The sequence below is a fragment of the Acinetobacter sp. CAU_H_78 genome (assembly GCF_058599365.1).
On the sequence record NZ_CM178652.1, the window covers coordinates 1552246 to 1568234 of the forward strand.

15 protein-coding genes and 1 pseudogene are annotated in these 15989 nt (G+C 42.2%); 4 read left to right on the forward strand and 12 right to left on the reverse strand.

The features are described from left to right. Nucleotides 1–172: 172 nt before the first annotated feature. Both AC4MCD_RS07535 and AC4MCD_RS07540 read right to left on the reverse strand, forming a co-directional pair. Nucleotides 173–658 carry a nucleoside deaminase gene (locus AC4MCD_RS07535; protein WP_159123033.1) on the reverse strand — a complete coding sequence of 162 codons (486 nt, stop codon included), beginning with the start codon at nucleotides 656–658 and terminating at the stop codon, nucleotides 173–175. A 123-nt stretch (nucleotides 659–781) separates the two neighbouring features. Beyond that, nucleotides 782–1837 carry a Rieske 2Fe-2S domain-containing protein gene (locus tag AC4MCD_RS07540; RefSeq protein ID WP_491875847.1) on the reverse strand — a complete coding sequence of 352 codons (1056 nt, stop codon included), beginning with the start codon at nucleotides 1835–1837 and terminating at the stop codon, nucleotides 782–784. A 281-nt stretch (nucleotides 1838–2118) separates the two neighbouring features. Between AC4MCD_RS07540 and AC4MCD_RS07545 the strand changes: the two genes are divergently transcribed. After that, on the forward strand, nucleotides 2119–3060 hold the full coding sequence (locus AC4MCD_RS07545; RefSeq protein WP_491875848.1) for a LysR family transcriptional regulator: 942 nt from the start codon (nucleotides 2119–2121) through the stop codon (nucleotides 3058–3060). A 39-nt stretch (nucleotides 3061–3099) separates the two neighbouring features. Then, nucleotides 3100–4452 carry an 8-oxoguanine deaminase gene (locus AC4MCD_RS07550; RefSeq protein ID WP_491875849.1) on the forward strand — a complete coding sequence of 451 codons (1353 nt, stop codon included), beginning with the start codon at nucleotides 3100–3102 and terminating at the stop codon, nucleotides 4450–4452. Between the two features lie 86 nt (nucleotides 4453–4538). Here AC4MCD_RS07550 and hpxO read toward each other — a convergent pair whose 3' ends face one another. After that, nucleotides 4539–5696, reverse strand: coding sequence for an FAD-dependent urate hydroxylase HpxO (gene hpxO / locus AC4MCD_RS07555; RefSeq protein ID WP_419365197.1), 1158 nt, complete (start codon nucleotides 5694–5696; stop codon nucleotides 4539–4541). Nucleotides 5697–5909: 213 nt separating this feature from the next. Between hpxO and alc the strand changes: the two genes are divergently transcribed. After that, complete coding sequence (gene alc, locus AC4MCD_RS07560) at nucleotides 5910–6914, forward strand: allantoicase (RefSeq protein WP_491875850.1); 1005 nt, start codon at nucleotides 5910–5912, stop codon at nucleotides 6912–6914. A gap of 12 nt (nucleotides 6915–6926) precedes the next feature. Beyond that, on the forward strand, nucleotides 6927–7424 hold the full coding sequence (locus AC4MCD_RS07565; RefSeq protein ID WP_491875851.1) for an ureidoglycolate lyase: 498 nt from the start codon (nucleotides 6927–6929) through the stop codon (nucleotides 7422–7424). 54 nt (nucleotides 7425–7478) lie between these two features. On the opposite strand, the gene AC4MCD_RS07570 is transcribed toward AC4MCD_RS07565, so the two are convergent. From AC4MCD_RS07570 to AC4MCD_RS07610, 9 genes and pseudogenes are all read right to left on the reverse strand, one after another. Next, nucleotides 7479–8192 (reverse strand): outer membrane protein OmpK, encoded by a 714-nt coding sequence (locus AC4MCD_RS07570; RefSeq protein ID WP_491875852.1) that lies wholly within the window; start codon nucleotides 8190–8192, stop codon nucleotides 7479–7481. Nucleotides 8193–8314: 122 nt separating this feature from the next. After that, nucleotides 8315–9670, reverse strand: a complete 1356-nt coding sequence (locus AC4MCD_RS07575) for a nucleobase:cation symporter-2 family protein (protein ID WP_491875853.1) — start codon at nucleotides 9668–9670, stop codon at nucleotides 8315–8317. A 33-nt stretch (nucleotides 9671–9703) separates the two neighbouring features. Beyond that, nucleotides 9704–10024 carry a hydroxyisourate hydrolase gene (uraH, locus tag AC4MCD_RS07580; RefSeq protein WP_005235589.1) on the reverse strand — a complete coding sequence of 107 codons (321 nt, stop codon included), beginning with the start codon at nucleotides 10022–10024 and terminating at the stop codon, nucleotides 9704–9706. After that, a complete protein-coding gene (gene uraD, locus AC4MCD_RS07585) occupies nucleotides 10021–10524 on the reverse strand; it encodes a 2-oxo-4-hydroxy-4-carboxy-5-ureidoimidazoline decarboxylase (protein WP_419365207.1) in 504 nt (167 codons plus the stop codon). The genes uraH and uraD overlap by 4 nt, the downstream gene beginning before the upstream one ends. A gap of 141 nt (nucleotides 10525–10665) precedes the next feature. Further along, nucleotides 10666–11631 (reverse strand): allantoinase PuuE, encoded by a 966-nt coding sequence (puuE, locus tag AC4MCD_RS07590; RefSeq protein WP_491875854.1) that lies wholly within the window; start codon nucleotides 11629–11631, stop codon nucleotides 10666–10668. Nucleotides 11632–11716: 85 nt separating this feature from the next. After that, a complete protein-coding gene (locus AC4MCD_RS07595; RefSeq protein ID WP_491875855.1) occupies nucleotides 11717–12538 on the reverse strand; it encodes a DUF2971 domain-containing protein in 822 nt (273 codons plus the stop codon). A 175-nt stretch (nucleotides 12539–12713) separates the two neighbouring features. Further along, nucleotides 12714–13782: pseudogene (locus tag AC4MCD_RS07600) on the reverse strand (IS3 family transposase). 158 nt (nucleotides 13783–13940) lie between these two features. Beyond that, entirely contained in the window at nucleotides 13941–15641 is a 1701-nt protein-coding gene (ureC, locus tag AC4MCD_RS07605; RefSeq protein ID WP_491875856.1) for an urease subunit alpha, read from the reverse strand. A 33-nt stretch (nucleotides 15642–15674) separates the two neighbouring features. Beyond that, on the reverse strand, nucleotides 15675–15986 hold the full coding sequence (locus AC4MCD_RS07610; RefSeq protein WP_179992540.1) for an urease subunit beta: 312 nt from the start codon (nucleotides 15984–15986) through the stop codon (nucleotides 15675–15677). Nucleotides 15987–15989 lie beyond the last annotated feature (3 nt).

The following is a 15989-nucleotide window of genomic DNA, read 5'->3' on the forward strand; positions in this document are numbered from 1 at the left end:
ATGAATAAAATGGATTTTTAAAAATAGAAAATTAAGGAAAGTATTTTTAGAAAATAGAGACTGGATTGCAGGGTTTTAAATTGAGCCTACAATCCGGAAAATCTGTTTTTATGGTCTTATAAATAATATAAATAAAATGAAGTAGAATTATAAAAAGAATAATTTCAAATCTTCACCGAGATGACCAGAAGTCTTTTTGCAATTGAACCGTTTCCTGTTCAAGTTCCATGATTGGTCCAATCAGCTCAATATTCTTCTGACCATGAGCAAAAACATACTCAGCAGAAACACTCATAGTCGGATTCTCATTATGGTTTCCAGTACATTGCAATAATTTTTCTTCGGTCATGGCATAGACCACCCGCCCGATATTGGCCCAATAAATCGTTCCAGAACACATGCAGCAAGGTTCAACTGCCGTATATAAGGTGCATTCAGCCAGATAATCCGGCGTAAAATTGCTGGCTGCGATCCGGGCTAAAGTACTTTCTGCATGGTTGACCGTATCAATATTACATTGGGTCAGTAAAACCGTTTCATGATCAGGCGCGACCAGCACCGCACCAAAAGGATGATGGCCTAAAGACATTGCCCGCTTGGCAACCTTATTGGATAATCTTAAAAAAGATAGCATTTGCTCATGGCTAGGCTGTGGCATAAATTACTCTAACAATCGAAAGTTCAAAGGTCATATGTGCTTATAAAATAGGACTTTGAACAGATGGCATGGAATAAAAAAAGCACCCCAACAGACCAGGGTGCATAAAGGAGGAAATTTAATTTAAACAATATAGCGCTTGCTTAGACCCCATTCCGCCAGAATGCGGCGATAAGTTGTCGAAGACCGGTCAGCTTCAAAATGTGCTTCCATCGTAATATCCAAAGGTAATTCTTCTGGTTTCTGGCTTTCGACCATGTCCTGATCTTCAGCAAAAATCTGTGCGTTAAAGTCATAAACCGCTTGCAGATCACCAGTCGTATCAAAATTACGGGTCAATGGCACAAATAAACGGGTTTTATTGTGAGATACCGGACAGCAGGCATTCAGAATTTTCAGGATGCCATTTTCCGGAAAATGCACTGTTAAAATCGCTGAAAATGGTGGATAAACATCAAACTCACGTTTCCACAAAAATCCTTCGGGTGCCAGATGCTGCAAGCCATGTGGATAGTTGCTGACATCGCTGACATATTCTGTATGCAAGCCATAAGGAGTGCGCACAGTGGAATACTTTTGCACGATCGGATTATCACGTGAAGCAAACGATTCATGATGCACCCAGGCAAAATGCGCCACATCAATAAAGCCTTCCAGCTGCCGGCCACTTGAACCACCGATATCAACAAATGGCGGTAAGATGGATTGGTGCTCTTCACTGTCCCAGGTATCCAGATCAGGGAAATTAGCTTCTGATTCATCCCGGCTAAACAGGCTGGTCCAGACCAGACCATATTTCAAGACCACTGGAAACTTGGTTAAGGTAAAACGATCCGAAATGTTGGTTAGTTCTGGTTGAGCCGGTATTTTGGTGCATTTTCCTTGCGTGTTGTAATGCAAGCCATGATAAGGACAAATAATTTCTTCACCCTTTACCCAGCCTTTGGTTAATGGTACACCACGATGCGGACAGATATCACGAACCAGATGAATGCTGCCACTCTCAGTTTGATATAGGGCCATCTTCACATCCAGAAGTTGTACCTGCTGTGGCGTAGTACTCACATCCTGAATACGGGCAACTGGATACCAATGCTGAGCCAGGATATTCCAGTCTGATGGGTCAAAGCCGCTACAGTGCGGTTGACTGAATAAATTAAGCACCGGGATCGCATTCATAGTTCACTCACAAATATTTATCGCATGACAACGGCTTAAATTTTTATCTCATTAAGCTGCCTAGTTGTTCTTTAATAAAATTAGCCAAATGCCTGTTCTGCTGTCTATTAGAATGTTTCGTAGCCCATGTTCCAAAAAATAGAACACAAAACTTTTACCGTTCCATTTCTTTGAAAATTGGCACAGAAATCGCTTGTCCACTTGCATAGAACCAGAATCACTTAGTTTCCAGCTGAAAATTATGTGATTAAAACGATGTGCAGGTGGGTTGATGTGATTTTATGAATATTACTTTTTCAAGATTTTCAGAATATTTTATTGCCGTAGCCAAAACAGGCAGCCTCAGAAAAGCAGCTGATCAGCTTTATATTTCCGTCTCCGCGATTCATCGTCAGATCGCTCTGGCAGAAGAAGAATTTGGCATCGTGCTTTTTGAACGGTTGCCGAGTGGCCTGAAGCTGACATTAGCGGGTGAATTGCTCTATGCCGACCTACTCAAATGGCAAAAAGAATTCCAACAGACCTGTATACGTTTTGATGAAATTCAGGGTTTATCGCGCGGCAGCATTGAACTCGGGCTCATTGCGGCACTCAGTGACGGTTTCGTTTTAGATTCCCTGCAATACATGTATGAAAACTATCCCTGGATCAATTTCAATATCCAGATTCAGGAAAGTGATACTGTCTCTAAAATGATTATGGATGCTGAAGTTGATTTTGGCATTCTGCTCAATCCTAAAAGTCATAATCAGCTCGAAGTCATGTCTTTTGTGGAAATCCCGGTTGGATTTGTGATGGCCAAATCTCATCCTTTGGCTCAGGCAGAAAAAATCTATTTTTCCGACACTTTAAACTTCAAGCATCTCATTCCCTGCGCCCCTTTAATCATTCATGACTATGTTTATAGCCTGTATAAACATCACCAATTTATGCCACAGCAAAAGCTGGAATGTAATGACATTCGCATGATTACTTCTCTGGCAGAGCGCAACTTAGGAATTGGGGTACTTTCCTATATCGACGCCTTGCCTTATTTAGAACGCGATGAACTGATGTTTAAACCGATCATTGAAAAAGGTATGCATCCACTGACCCTTGCCCTTTGTGTGGCACCGAAACGGCAAATTTCCCGTATCTCACAAATCATGATGAACCATCTGATCGACCAAATGGAAGATTTGAAAATCAAATTACAACAGCTCAATGCCTCATGTGCTGCCTGATTCATGTGCAGCACAAATAAAACTTATGGGAAAAAAGATATGACAACCTTATGGATTAAAAATCCTCTTGCTGTATTTACCGCAAATGATCTGGATGCCCGTGGTGGCTTGGTCATTCGCGATGGCAAAATTATTGAACTGGTGGCTTTGGGACAAACCCCAGCATCGCCTTATGACCAGTTCTTTGATGCCCAGAATTTGGTGATTACACCGGGACTGATTAATAGCCATCATCATTTTTATCAGACCTTGACCCGCGCTTGGGCTCCCGTGGTCAATGCTCCGCTATTTCCATGGCTAAAAACCTTATATCCGGTCTGGGCCAAATTGAATACTGAACAGCATTATCTAGCCACTCAAATTGCATTGTCTGAATTACTGCTTTCCGGTTGTACCTTTGCGGCGGATCACCATTATCTGTTTCCACAGCAGCTGTCCGATGCCATTGATGTTCAGGTTGAAGCATCAGAACAATTAGGGATTCGGGTCATGCTGACCCGAGGTTCCATGAGTCTGGGTGAAGATTCTGGTGGCTTGCCACCGCAGCATACCGTACAGGATATGGACACCATTCTGCTGGACTCAGAACGGTTGGTGCAGAAATTTCACCAGCGTAGTGCTGATGCGATGGTCAATATTGCGCTTGCACCATGTTCACCATTTTCAGTCACCCAAGAGATTATGCGAGAAAGTGCGGCACTGGCAGAAAAACTGGATGTACGTCTGCATACCCATCTGGCCGAAACACTGGATGAAGAACAATTTTGCCTGTCCAAATTTGGCATGCGTACCGTCGATTATCTGGAAAGTGTAGGCTGGCTCAATTCTAGAACTTGGCTGGCGCATGGCATTCATTTTAATGCCGATGAGATCCAACGCTTAGGACAGGCTCAGGTCGGTATCTGTCATTGTCCGCATTCCAATATGCGTCTGGCTTCAGGGATTTGTCCAACCATGGATTTACTGGAAGCGGGTGCAGTCATTGGTCTGGGTGTGGATGGCTCTGCTTCGGGTGATGCGTCCAATCTGATTCTGGAAGCTCGGCAGGCGATGTATTTACAGCGTTTAAAATATGGTGCAGAAGTGATTACCCCTGAATGTGCTTTAACCTGGGCCACACAAGGCTCGGCACAGTTACTGGGACGTGAAAAGCATCTAGGACAAATCGCAGCAGATTTTCAGGCAGATTTAGCTTTTTATAGTCTGGATGATGTGCGTTTTTCAGGGATTCATGACCCGATTGCCGGCCTGTTGCTGTGCGGTGCAGACCGTGCCGAACATGTCATGGTGAATGGACAATGGGTCGTTAAAAACCGGGAAATCCTGAATCTGGATCTTGAAGCGGTTCAGGCTGCACATCGGCAGGCAGCGAAAGCTTTACTTGCGGCCTAAAAAATCTATTAGCGAATCCCTCATATTTAAATATAAAAAAACCCTTCATCATTGAAGGGCTTTTTGCCAAGAGTGTAAAGGCAGAATTAATCTAAAGGATTGCCAATAATATTACTGATAATGCCTTTCATGATATGTGGTCCCTGCTCTTTACGCAGTTCTTCATACCATTCTTTGGTCACGGCTTCATCTTTCATATGCGTGACATCACAGCGTTTACGTGCACGCAATACCAGCTCATTGGCACGCTCATTGCGTTTGTTCTGATAGCGTTTCAAGGCATCTTCCAGCCCAAGGGTATTAATCTGTAAAGACCGAGCCAGATAGATCGCATCTTCCATGGCCTGACAACCACCCTGACCAATATCCGGTGTGGTGCTATGTGCGGCATCACCAACAATTACGACACGACCTTTATAGAACTGAGCAAACGGTTCAATATCATGAATTTCAACCCGATTGGTTTTCTGTTCATCCAGCGCATCAATCAGATGCTGAACCGGCGCACACCAACCTTCAAAGTACTGTTTCAACAAGGTTTTATATTCTGCCCGATTATTCTCTAAACCGGCTGGCAACGGCACATCAAAGAAGAAATAGAATTTTCCGTCTGCTACAGGCATCAGCGAAACGCGCTTACCTTGCCCGACAAATGTGGTCCATTGATCTGCCGGAGTGAGATTTTCTGAAATTTCTACCAGACCATTCCAGTTGACATAACCGGCATAGCGACGAGAAACCTGTTCACCCAGTACATAGGCACGGGTAATGGAATGAGTTCCATCTGCGCCAATCAGTAGATCCGTTTTGATTTCTGTACCATCCGCAAATTTAACCAGGACACCATCTTCTTGTTCTTGCAGCTCGATCATTTTCTTGCCAAGCTGAATATCTTCATGGCCAAAATCGTCCATCAGCATGTTTTGTAAATCTGCACGTGCCACCGGATATGGACGTTGTCCCACTTCTTCAATTAACGGCAATAAACTGAACTGCGTCATGGTATCGCCCGTCAAGCCATCAATATAGGCCAGCTGATCCATCTGGCCGCCAAGATTGGCGACCTGTTCAGTTAAGCCCAGATAATTCAAACATTTTACCCCATTTGACCAAAGTGAAATTGCTGCGCCCACCGGTAAAATCTTTTCTGCCTGTTCATAGATGGTGACTTTATGCCCAAACTTTTTTAGTGCAATTCCTGTGGTCAATCCCCCCATCCCTGCACCAATAATTGTAATCTCCATCTATTTGCTCCTCTCAAAATTGTGTTTCTTCCTCCCTGTGTAGCTAAAAGCGTGCCATTTCGAAAATAATGCACTGATTTTTCTCAAAAGTTGGCACAAGCCGTGCATTCATCTATTCATTAAAAACCTGTTTTTATAAGGTCTTTCAGCAGAATTACAGACTTTTATAAAAAATTAGATTCACGTTAAACATAATTTGAATGGAACATAGTTATGGCAAGATTATTTGCACCCATTTTCGAGATCCCTGCCCATATCCAGCAGCTTACCAACTTGGCTGATAGCCGGATTGGTGCAGAAATTCTTGAATGTTCAGATGATTTTTTTGCTGAAGCAAAACGAATGTTGCAATTTGATGCACCAATTTTTGTTGAAGATAAATTTGATGATCATGGCAAATGGATGGATGGCTGGGAAACCCGCCGCAAGCGCCATGCCGGCTATGACTGGGCCATTGTTAAACTAGGTGTGGCTGGAACCATCAAAGCACTAGATATTGATACCACGTTCTTTACCGGTAACTACCCAGCTTCTGCTGCAGTTGAAGCCTGCTATGCACCAAATGGTGACTTAAGCACTGCAACCTGGCACTCAGTTTTACCAAACAGTATATTAGGTCCGAGCCAGCATCATATTTTCAATGTTGCTTCAGACGAGGTCTTTACGCATGTACGTCTAAATATTTTCCCTGACGGGGGCGTGGCGCGCTTTAAAGTCTATGGTGAAGTAAAAATCCAGGTTCAGGACAGCAATCAGGTGATTGATCTGGTCGCTCTGGAAAATGGCGGTCGTGTCATTGCCTATAGTGATGCGCACTTTGGTCATCCACGTAATTTGATTAATCCGGGGCGTGGCATCAATATGGGGGATGGCTGGGAAACTAAACGCCGTCGTGCACCCGGTTTTGACTGGTGTATTCTGGCCTTGGGTCAAAGTGGCCAGATTGAAAAAATTGAGATTGATACCGCACATTTTAAAGGCAACTTCCCTGCTCAAGTCTCTATCCAAGCGATTTATATTGAAGATGCGACTGATCAGCAGTTAATTCCGCAAAGTATGTTCTGGCCATTCCTGCTTGAAGCACAAGATATGCAGATGGATCATATTCATAGCTTTGTTAAGGAAATCTTAAAACAGGAAAAAATTTCTCATATTCGGGTGAATATGATTCCGGATGGTGGCATTAGCCGGATTCGTCTATGGGGAAAAGTTGTCTGAGTAATTACATCTATGAGCATGCAAAGCATAAAAATACAGCCCTTAACTGCTGAAAGTTTCTTGCCTTATGGCGAGGTCATTGCCTGTGAAGGCAATGATTTTTTCCATATTAATGATCAGCAGACTGAGCGTTATCATGCTCTGGCTGTTGCTGAAACAGATGCAAAAGTTGGTCTAAGTATTTTTAGAAATATTCAGACTACAGCCATTCCCTTTGCAATCGAAATGCTGGAGCGTCATCCTGTCGGTTCACAAGCGTTCATCCCGATGCAAGGCCAGAAATTTTTAATTGTGGTTGCACCTAATCTGGATCATGAAAAACCTGATCTCAGTCAAATTCAGGCTTTTATCAGTAATGGTACACAAGGCGTAAATTATCGTGCCGGCACCTGGCATCATCCTTTGCTGACCTTTGAAGCTCCGAGTGATTTCGTGGTGATCGATCGTATCGGCACTGGTCCAAACTGTGATGTTTATACTTTTCCTGAAAAGATTTTTATCGAAAATTAAGCCCATTAAAAAGCCCTTATCAATAAGGGCTTTTTAATTTCTTATTTGTTGTATTTAGAAATGATATTTCACTAAAGCACTCACGTTGTTTTCATCTGCATCCGGAATACCGTATTTGTTATTCCAAACCGAATGCTCAATACCAAGATATAAATTGGTATCAGGAGAAATGTGCTTGCCGACATTCCATTTCCACTGAGTCGTCCAGTTCATCTCGCTCGCATGATCATCTTCAGCAGTTGACCAGTCCAGGAAGCCATCTACCAGGAATTCTTCTGTACCTAGTTTAAATGGCACACCATAGGTCAAGGTGAGCTGATAGTCGTCTTCCATATTTTCGTTATTTACACGATAGAGATTCACGCTGGCATAATTGAATTTTGGAATTGCCAGATCGAAACCTACACCGTACAGGAAGTTATCAAAACCTTCACCACCTTCCCAAGTCGTTGCCACCAAAACATCTTTCACTGGACCAAATGCCAGCTTTTGACCTGAAACTTCACCCAGACTTAAACGTGGTGAAAATTCAAAATAGCTTGATTTAATATCATCGGAACCACGCATACGGTCAATGAAAAAGAAGACATCTGCATATTTAACTTTTGCAGCGTATTCAACAGTTAGGGTTGCCTGTTTTTCATCTACAACTTCATAGTTTTCCCCATAAAGCCCAGTAACGCTAAAATCCTGCCAGACTGGTTTTGCCTGTGCAGATGCTGCACCCAATGCAAGTAATGTTGCAGCAGAAACTTGAGTAAATTTCATAAATAAGGTTCCCCAATGGAATTAAAAATTTCACACTGGATTAAGCAAAAACAAAGCCAACTTTTTTAATTTTTGATAAAAAAAGCCCATGACTGGCATGGGCATATGGAGGAAATCAAACTTTAATGCAGCGTTTCTGCGACCTTTTCCGGAACCTCTGTTTTCGACTTAAACATTGGCAGATGATTAAACAGAATATTTAAAAGGATCGCCATTAAACAGGTTGAACTGATGCCAGAATGGAACAGGGTTTGGAACCATTTTGGGAAATTGGCATAGAAAGAATAGTCAATAATCGGGATCATGCCGGCTGCAATTGAAGTTGCAACAATGATCAAATTCTTCTGCTCGTTATAATCAATTTTTGCTAGCGTACGAATGCCGCTTGCAGCTACTGTACCAAATAACACTAGACCTGCACCACCAAGTACCGGAACCGGAATTGCGGCGATTAGTCGGCCCATAATGGAAAGTAATCCCAAAACTACTAGAATCATACCGCCTGCAGCGACTACAAAACGGCTTTTAATCCCGGTAATGGCAACCAGTCCGACGTTTTGCGCAAAAGCACTTTGCATGAACGAACCAAAAATCGGTGCAACTGCACTTGAGAACATATCTGCACGCAGACCATTCGAAATACGTTCTGAATCTACTTTGGTTCCAACAATCTCACCTACAGCAATAATATCAGCCGTCGTTTCAGTCATAATCACCAACGTCACAATCAGCATGGAAATGATTGCACTGAGTTCAAAGGTCGGCATGCCAAAAGCAAAGAAACTCGGAAATTGTACCCATGCACCATGGCCGACTTTACTAAAATCGCCAAAACCAAACAGATAAGCCAGCACTGAACCCATTACGATCGCCAATAAAATAGATAAGCGACGAATCGAGGCATTTCTGCTCAAGTTTAGACAGATCACAATAGCCAAGGTCATCACGGCCAGGCTGATATTTTCAACACTTCCCCATTCAGGTGCATTTTTATTACCCCCCATCATCCAGCGAACGGCTACGGGTAAAAGTGATAAACCGATAATCGTGATCACACAGCCGGTCACGACTGGCGGGAAAAAACGGATAATTCTAGAAAAATAAGGCGCAAGGAAGAAACCAATTAATGAAGCTATGATGACTGCACCATAAACAGCTGATAAGCCGCCACCTGTAGTTACAATCGCCACCATCGTCGCCACACCCGCAAAGGAAACCCCTTGTACCAGTGGCAATTTAGCCCCGATATATTTCACTCCAATGGTTTGTAAAATCGTAGCCAGACCGCCAACAAACAATGCAGCCGCAATCAATAAACCGACTTGTGTAGCTTCCAAACCTGCGGCAGTACCCACAATGAGTGGTGGTGCGATAATACCACCGTACATGGTCAATACATGTTGCAAGCCATAGGCTGCACTTTTGCCTGCGCCCAGATATTCATGTTCTGGTGAAATGTTTGTGCTTTGTTCTGTCATTCTTTTTCTCTCCCTGAAAGCTTAAATAAAAAATCAGCTTCCGCGATATGTGGAGTACGCGAATGGGCTGATCAATAAAGGAATATGAAAGTGCTGGGAGGCATCTTTCACCTGAAAATGAATGACTGCTTTAGGAAAGAAAGTTTCTAGACCTAAGCCTTCAAAATAATCAGAAGTAGCAAATTCAAGACTGTATTTACCTTCCTCAAATTCGGTTAAACCAAAATCTGTGACTCGACCATCTGCATTGGTAAATGCTTTTCCGAGTAATTCACCTTCTTCATCAAAGAGTTTGATTAAAACATGTGCTGCAGGTTTGCCGAGATGCGTATCTAAAATATGAGTGCTGATCATGCTTGCAGCTCCTGTGACAGTCTTAATAAAGCGATTTCCGCCAGTTGCGTATGAACAATACCTTTTTCAGTTTCCGGATCATTAGCTAAACGATCTTTCAAGGCATTCAGCACTTCTTGGCTATTTAGACCAGCCGCTTTAATCAGGAAGATATAACCGTATTTTTTTTCATAAGCGATATTGCCTTCTAGCAAAGCTTGCTGAGTTGCTTCGTCCTGAGTTATCGCAGCCTGTTCACGATTGGAAAAGTTTTTTTCAACTTCGCTTAATTCAGCCTGTGCCTTTTTTTCACCAATACGTGGATGATTATCCAAAGCTGCTTTGATTTCGTCCCAGGTCCAGGTTGCAGCCTGTTGTCTGGCTATATTCAATACATCTTCAACAGATATATAAGGACGCTTTGCTTCAATCTGGGTCGACCAGCTCGGTATTTGCACACAGTGCTTTAAAAAGGTAATGGCCTCTTCTAGAGATGCCTGATTAAATTCAACGAGTTGCACTATTAAATCGCCTGATGATATTCATTTTTTGTTCAGTACAGGTTTTGCAATAACAGTGCCAAATCGTCTTGATCTTCTATTTTTATATGATGTATAAAGCAAAAAAGAGAGCTCAAGGTTCTCTTTTTTAATATATTTTTCTCATTTTGGTGCGTGATATTTATACCAATGCGCTGCAATATCACCTCGGCGGCAAATCCAGACTTTTTCATGACCTTGCACATAATCGAGGAACTTTTGTAGGGCTTTAAAGCGTCCCGGCCGCCCTAAAATACGACAATGCATCCCGATCGATAGCATTTTTGGTTCAGTTTCACCTTCAGCATAGAGCACATCGAAGGCATCTTTTAAATATTGATAGAATTGTTCCCCGCTATTAAAGCCGCCCGGTGAACTAAATTTCATATCATTGCTTTCTAAAGTATAGGGGATGATCAAATGAGGGCGTGTTTCCCCTGCCTGATTGGTCAATGTGCTCCAAAATGGCAAGTCATCGCCATAGTTGTCGCAGTCATATTGAATCTGAGGAAATTCAGCCAGTAATTGACGGGTATTTGGACTATCCCGACCGGTATACCAGCCAATCGGTGATTTGCCGAAGAGGGTTTCCAGTACGCTAATCGCCTGATCCATATACTGGCGTTCAAGTTCAATTGGCATGTCCTGATAATGCACCCAGCGCTGACCATGTGAAACTACATCATAATTGGCTTCTTTAATCGCTTCGACTATATAAGGATTACGAATTAAAGCCATCCCAACCCCGAATATGGTCATCGGCAGATTACGCTTTTTAAACTCGTTATGAATACGCCAGAAACCTGCACGTGAGCCATATTCATACATAGAATCCATCGACATGTGTTTGTCTGGAAAGCTGGCTGCGCCAATAATGTCAGATAGAAACTGTTCTGAACCGGCATCACCGTGTTCTACGTGGTTTTCACCACCTTCCTCATAATTCAGTACAAATTGAACTGCGACACGGGCCTGATTAGGCCATTCTACTTTTGGTACATCGCCATGATAGCCAATCAAATCACGTGAATAAGGCTGGTTTCGAATTTGATCTATGAGTTCTTGTCCGCGTAGATATGTGCTGGTCACGTTTAATCCCTGATGTGTTATATCAAACAGTAAAATTGAATAAGCGTGACAAGCAATTTATGCGCCAAAAAGGATCATTAAATTTTCATGAAGTTTCATTAATAGTTCGATCTAATCTAGGATGATTAGGAACTGTTAGACCATAATTATTGAATATTCTTTCTACTCTAAAATAGGGAATTTTATTTTTACTACATATCTTTTTAAGTTTTTCCTCATCTTTGGATGAAATTTTAATTCCACCAATTACAGTACAAATTAAATCTGTATAAGGAATTTTTTGGATCGGTTCATTTGTATAAGGTCTTAAAATTCTGAACTCTTTTTCATAGCTCCATTCTTCAGATTTCGTTGTATAGATCTCTAATATTTTTTCTTCTGATTTTAAACGATCTTTTAATGTAACTAATGGCATTTTATTTGAATAATTTACAGAAATAGGAAAAAACTTCGCATAAACTGAATTCGATTTTAGTAAATCTCTTTTCAGAAATTTAAATTCTGTTAAAAAGCCTTTATGAAAATCTGCATAATGAGACCACATAAGAATATTAAGTGGGTTGTGGTTTAAGCAGCAGATTCCCATGCGATCATTCATTTCTTTGAAATAGCTTAGATCATGTATCTTTCTTTTTTCAGAATCCTTATATTTCTTAGCCTTTTTTTCTGCCTTTTTTCGACTTATCTTTGCCCCCCTATCTTTAAATATTTTCTTTATTTCTTCTGCTGAATAATGATGACTCTCATCAATATTTCCTACACAGTCCAAAGGGTCATTAAAATTTTTAGGATTTGTAAAACTTATAGTCCCTTCTGTAAGAAGCTTTAGTCGACTATCAGTGATGGGCTGATGTTTATATAAATATATATAATTTTCATCTTGATAAATGAATGGGTATTCTGACATATTGAGCAAATTAGCAAACTCTATCTAATCTATTGAATTAGTAATCTATATATTTTTTAAACATACTCATCAAGATCAAAAAATAAGAAAATACCCCTCATCCTAACCTTCTCCCAAAGGGAGAAGAAACTTTCCAAGAGTGGACTGCTCCCAGTATCCTAGACACGAGACGGCCTCATTTTGAAGCTGCCTCAAAGGCTTCCGGACTCATCCCATCGAGATGCGAATGACGCCTGATTCGATTGTAAAACATCTCGATGTAATCAAATACATCTGCACGAGCCATTTCTCGTGTTTTATAGATCCTCTTTTTAATTCTTTCCTTCTTCAAGCTGCTAAAAAAGGATTCAGCAACAGCATTGTCCCAACAGTTTCCACGACGACTCATACTCGGAACTAAATTATGCTTCTGACAGAATTTCTGCCAGTCTCCGCTACTGTATTGTGAGCCTTGGTCTGAGTGTATGATCACAGGTTCATTGACCAACCGATGACTTTTCTCGAATATAAATCGAGAACCACAGCCAGATATAACCAGCCTTGCCAGGTGCGGATGTAGGTAATATCAGTCACCCAAGAGGTATCCGGTGTGTTTACAACAAATTCTCGATTTAAATGGTTAGGTGGCACAATCTGAGGACGACCACGACCATAGCTTTTATGCTTCTTATATCCTCGAACAGCGGCAATACCATTGTGCTTCATGATCTTCAGCACACGATTAGGTCCACAGCTTTCACCTAGCTCTTTAAGATCCAGCGTAATGCGACGATAACCGTAGATGCCATAACTGGCATCATAAGAAGAACGGATGAGCTGTAATAACCGCTTATCTTCAATAGTCCTGCCTGATTCGGGTTCATGCAACCAAGCATAGTAGCCAGCACGAGCAATCTTAAGAACCCGACACATCGTTTTAATCTTAAATTGATGGTTGTATTCCAGGATAAACTGATACTTTACTCGGGCAGGCTTGCAAAGTACCTTGCGGCCTTTTTTAGAATATCCCGTTCCTCTTCAGTTTGTTTGAGCTGACTTTTAAGGCGAAGGATTTCTTTCTTTGCTTCGAGTAGTTCATGTTCATCAGGGTTGTTGCGTAAAGGCTGTACGGCCTTTAGCCATTTATAAATGCTGTGCTGTGATACACCTAAACGTTCTGCCACATCGGTGACAGAATATCCACGTTCAGTAATCAATTTAACAGCTTCATCTTTAAATTCTGGGGTGTATCGTTGTCCACTCATAATGTTCTCTCCTATGCAAAAAGAATAGACGAAATTTGTCTAGGAGAGTGGTGGCAGTCCAAAAGATGATTATGTGTGTCTAGAATTTTGGTGGCTATTCAGTTTATTTAAATAGTGGAAATTCCCTCTCCTTTAAGGAGAGGGTCAGGGAGAGGTAATTAAAACAAGAAATAACGTTGAGCCATCGGCAACACTTCTGCTGGCTCACAAGTCAAATGCATACCATCGGCACGAACCTCATAAGTTTCTGGATGCACTTCTATGACAGGACAGTAACTATTATGTTTCATGTCCTGTTTAGTTACCTGGCGTGTCGCCTTACATGGTGAAATCAACTTTTTCAGACCTAATTTTTCATGTACGCCATCATCAATTGCAACTTGTGACAGGAACGTAATACAGGTGTTATGCACACCACGCGGATAAGCCCCAAACATTGGACGATAATGCACAGGCTGTGGCGTTGGAATAGAAGCATTAATATCACCCATCGGCGCTGCTGCAATCATGCCGCCCTTAATAATCATGGATGGTTTGACTCCAAAGAATGCAGGCTTCCACAGCACTAGATCGGCCAATTTACCTTCTTCCACCGAACCAATTTCGTGGCTCAAACCATGAGTAATTGCAGGATTAATCGTATATTTGGCGATATAACGTTTGACCCGGTTATTGTCTTTATAGGCAGTGTCACCTTCCAAAGGCCCACGTTGCACTTTCATTTTATGCGCCGTTTGCCAAGTCCGTAAAATTACTTCACCGACACGTCCCATCGCCTGAGAGTCTGATGACATCATGGCAATTGCGCCCATATCCTGCAATATATCTTCTGCAGCAATGGTTTCACGGCGGATACGACTTTCTGCAAATGCCACATCTTCTGCAATCGCTGGATCTAAATGGTGACAGACCATTAACATGTCCAGATGTTCATCAATGGTATTGACGGTATATGGACGGGTTGGATTTGTTGAAGATGGTAATACGTTCGGTTGACCAATGGCTTTTAAAATGTCCGGCGCATGTCCGCCACCTGCACCTTCAGTATGATAAGTATGAATGGTTCGATTTTTAAAAGCTGCCAAAGTTTCTTCTAGAAAGCCACTTTCGTTTAGTGTGTCAGTGTGGATGGCGACTTGTACATCATACTGGTCGGCTACAGTCAGACAGTTATCAATCGCTGCAGGTGTAGAACCCCAATCTTCATGTAATTTTAAACCCACTACACCTGCTTTAATTTGTTCTGCAATTGGCTCTGGCTGGCTTAAGTTACCCTTACCTAATAAACCAATATTCATCGGTAAATCATCAATCGCTTGCAACATAGTGGCAATATGCCAAGGTCCTGGAGTTACTGTGGTCGCAGAAGTTCCAGCTGCCGGACCCGTACCGCCACCGACCATCGTGGTTGTACCAGACATCAGTGCCGTTTCAACTTGCTGCGGGCAGATCCAGTGAATATGGGTATCAATTCCGCCAGCTGTTAATATTTGTCCTTCGCCAGCAATGACTTCTGTAGCTGCACCGAGTGGAATGGTAATATTTGGCTGGATATCCGGGTTACCGGCTTTACCGATTTTCCAGATTCGACCATTTTTTAGGCCTACATCGGCCTTTACAATACCCCACCAGTCAACAATCAGCACATTTGTAATGACAGTGTCAGCTACATCGGATGACAAAAGTTGTGATTGTCCCATACCATCACGAATGACCTTGCCGCCACCAAATTTAACTTCTTCACCATAAGTGGTGAAATCCTGTTCGACTTCAATGAATAATTCAGTATCAGCTAGACGAACACGATCCCCGACTGTCGGTCCAAACATTTCGGCATAAGCACGACGTGACATTTTCATGATTTATAAACCTTTATAATTCTGCTGCAATTTTTATGAATCGAGCTTGCCCATGACCCGCCCGGCGAAACCATAAACTTCACGTTTCCCAGCCAGTGCGACCAGTTCCACATCACGTTTCTGCCCTGGCTCAAAACGAATCGCCGTACCGGCAGCAATATTTAAGCGAAAGCCTTTGGCCAGCTCACGATCAAACTGCAAGGCATCATTTGCTTCGGCAAAATGGAAATGTGATCCGACCTGAATCGGTCGATCACCAATATTAGCGACAGTCACCTTCAAAATTTCCCGACCGACATTCATTTCAATATCGCTCTCAGGTGTAAAAATTTCCCCTGGAATCATGTG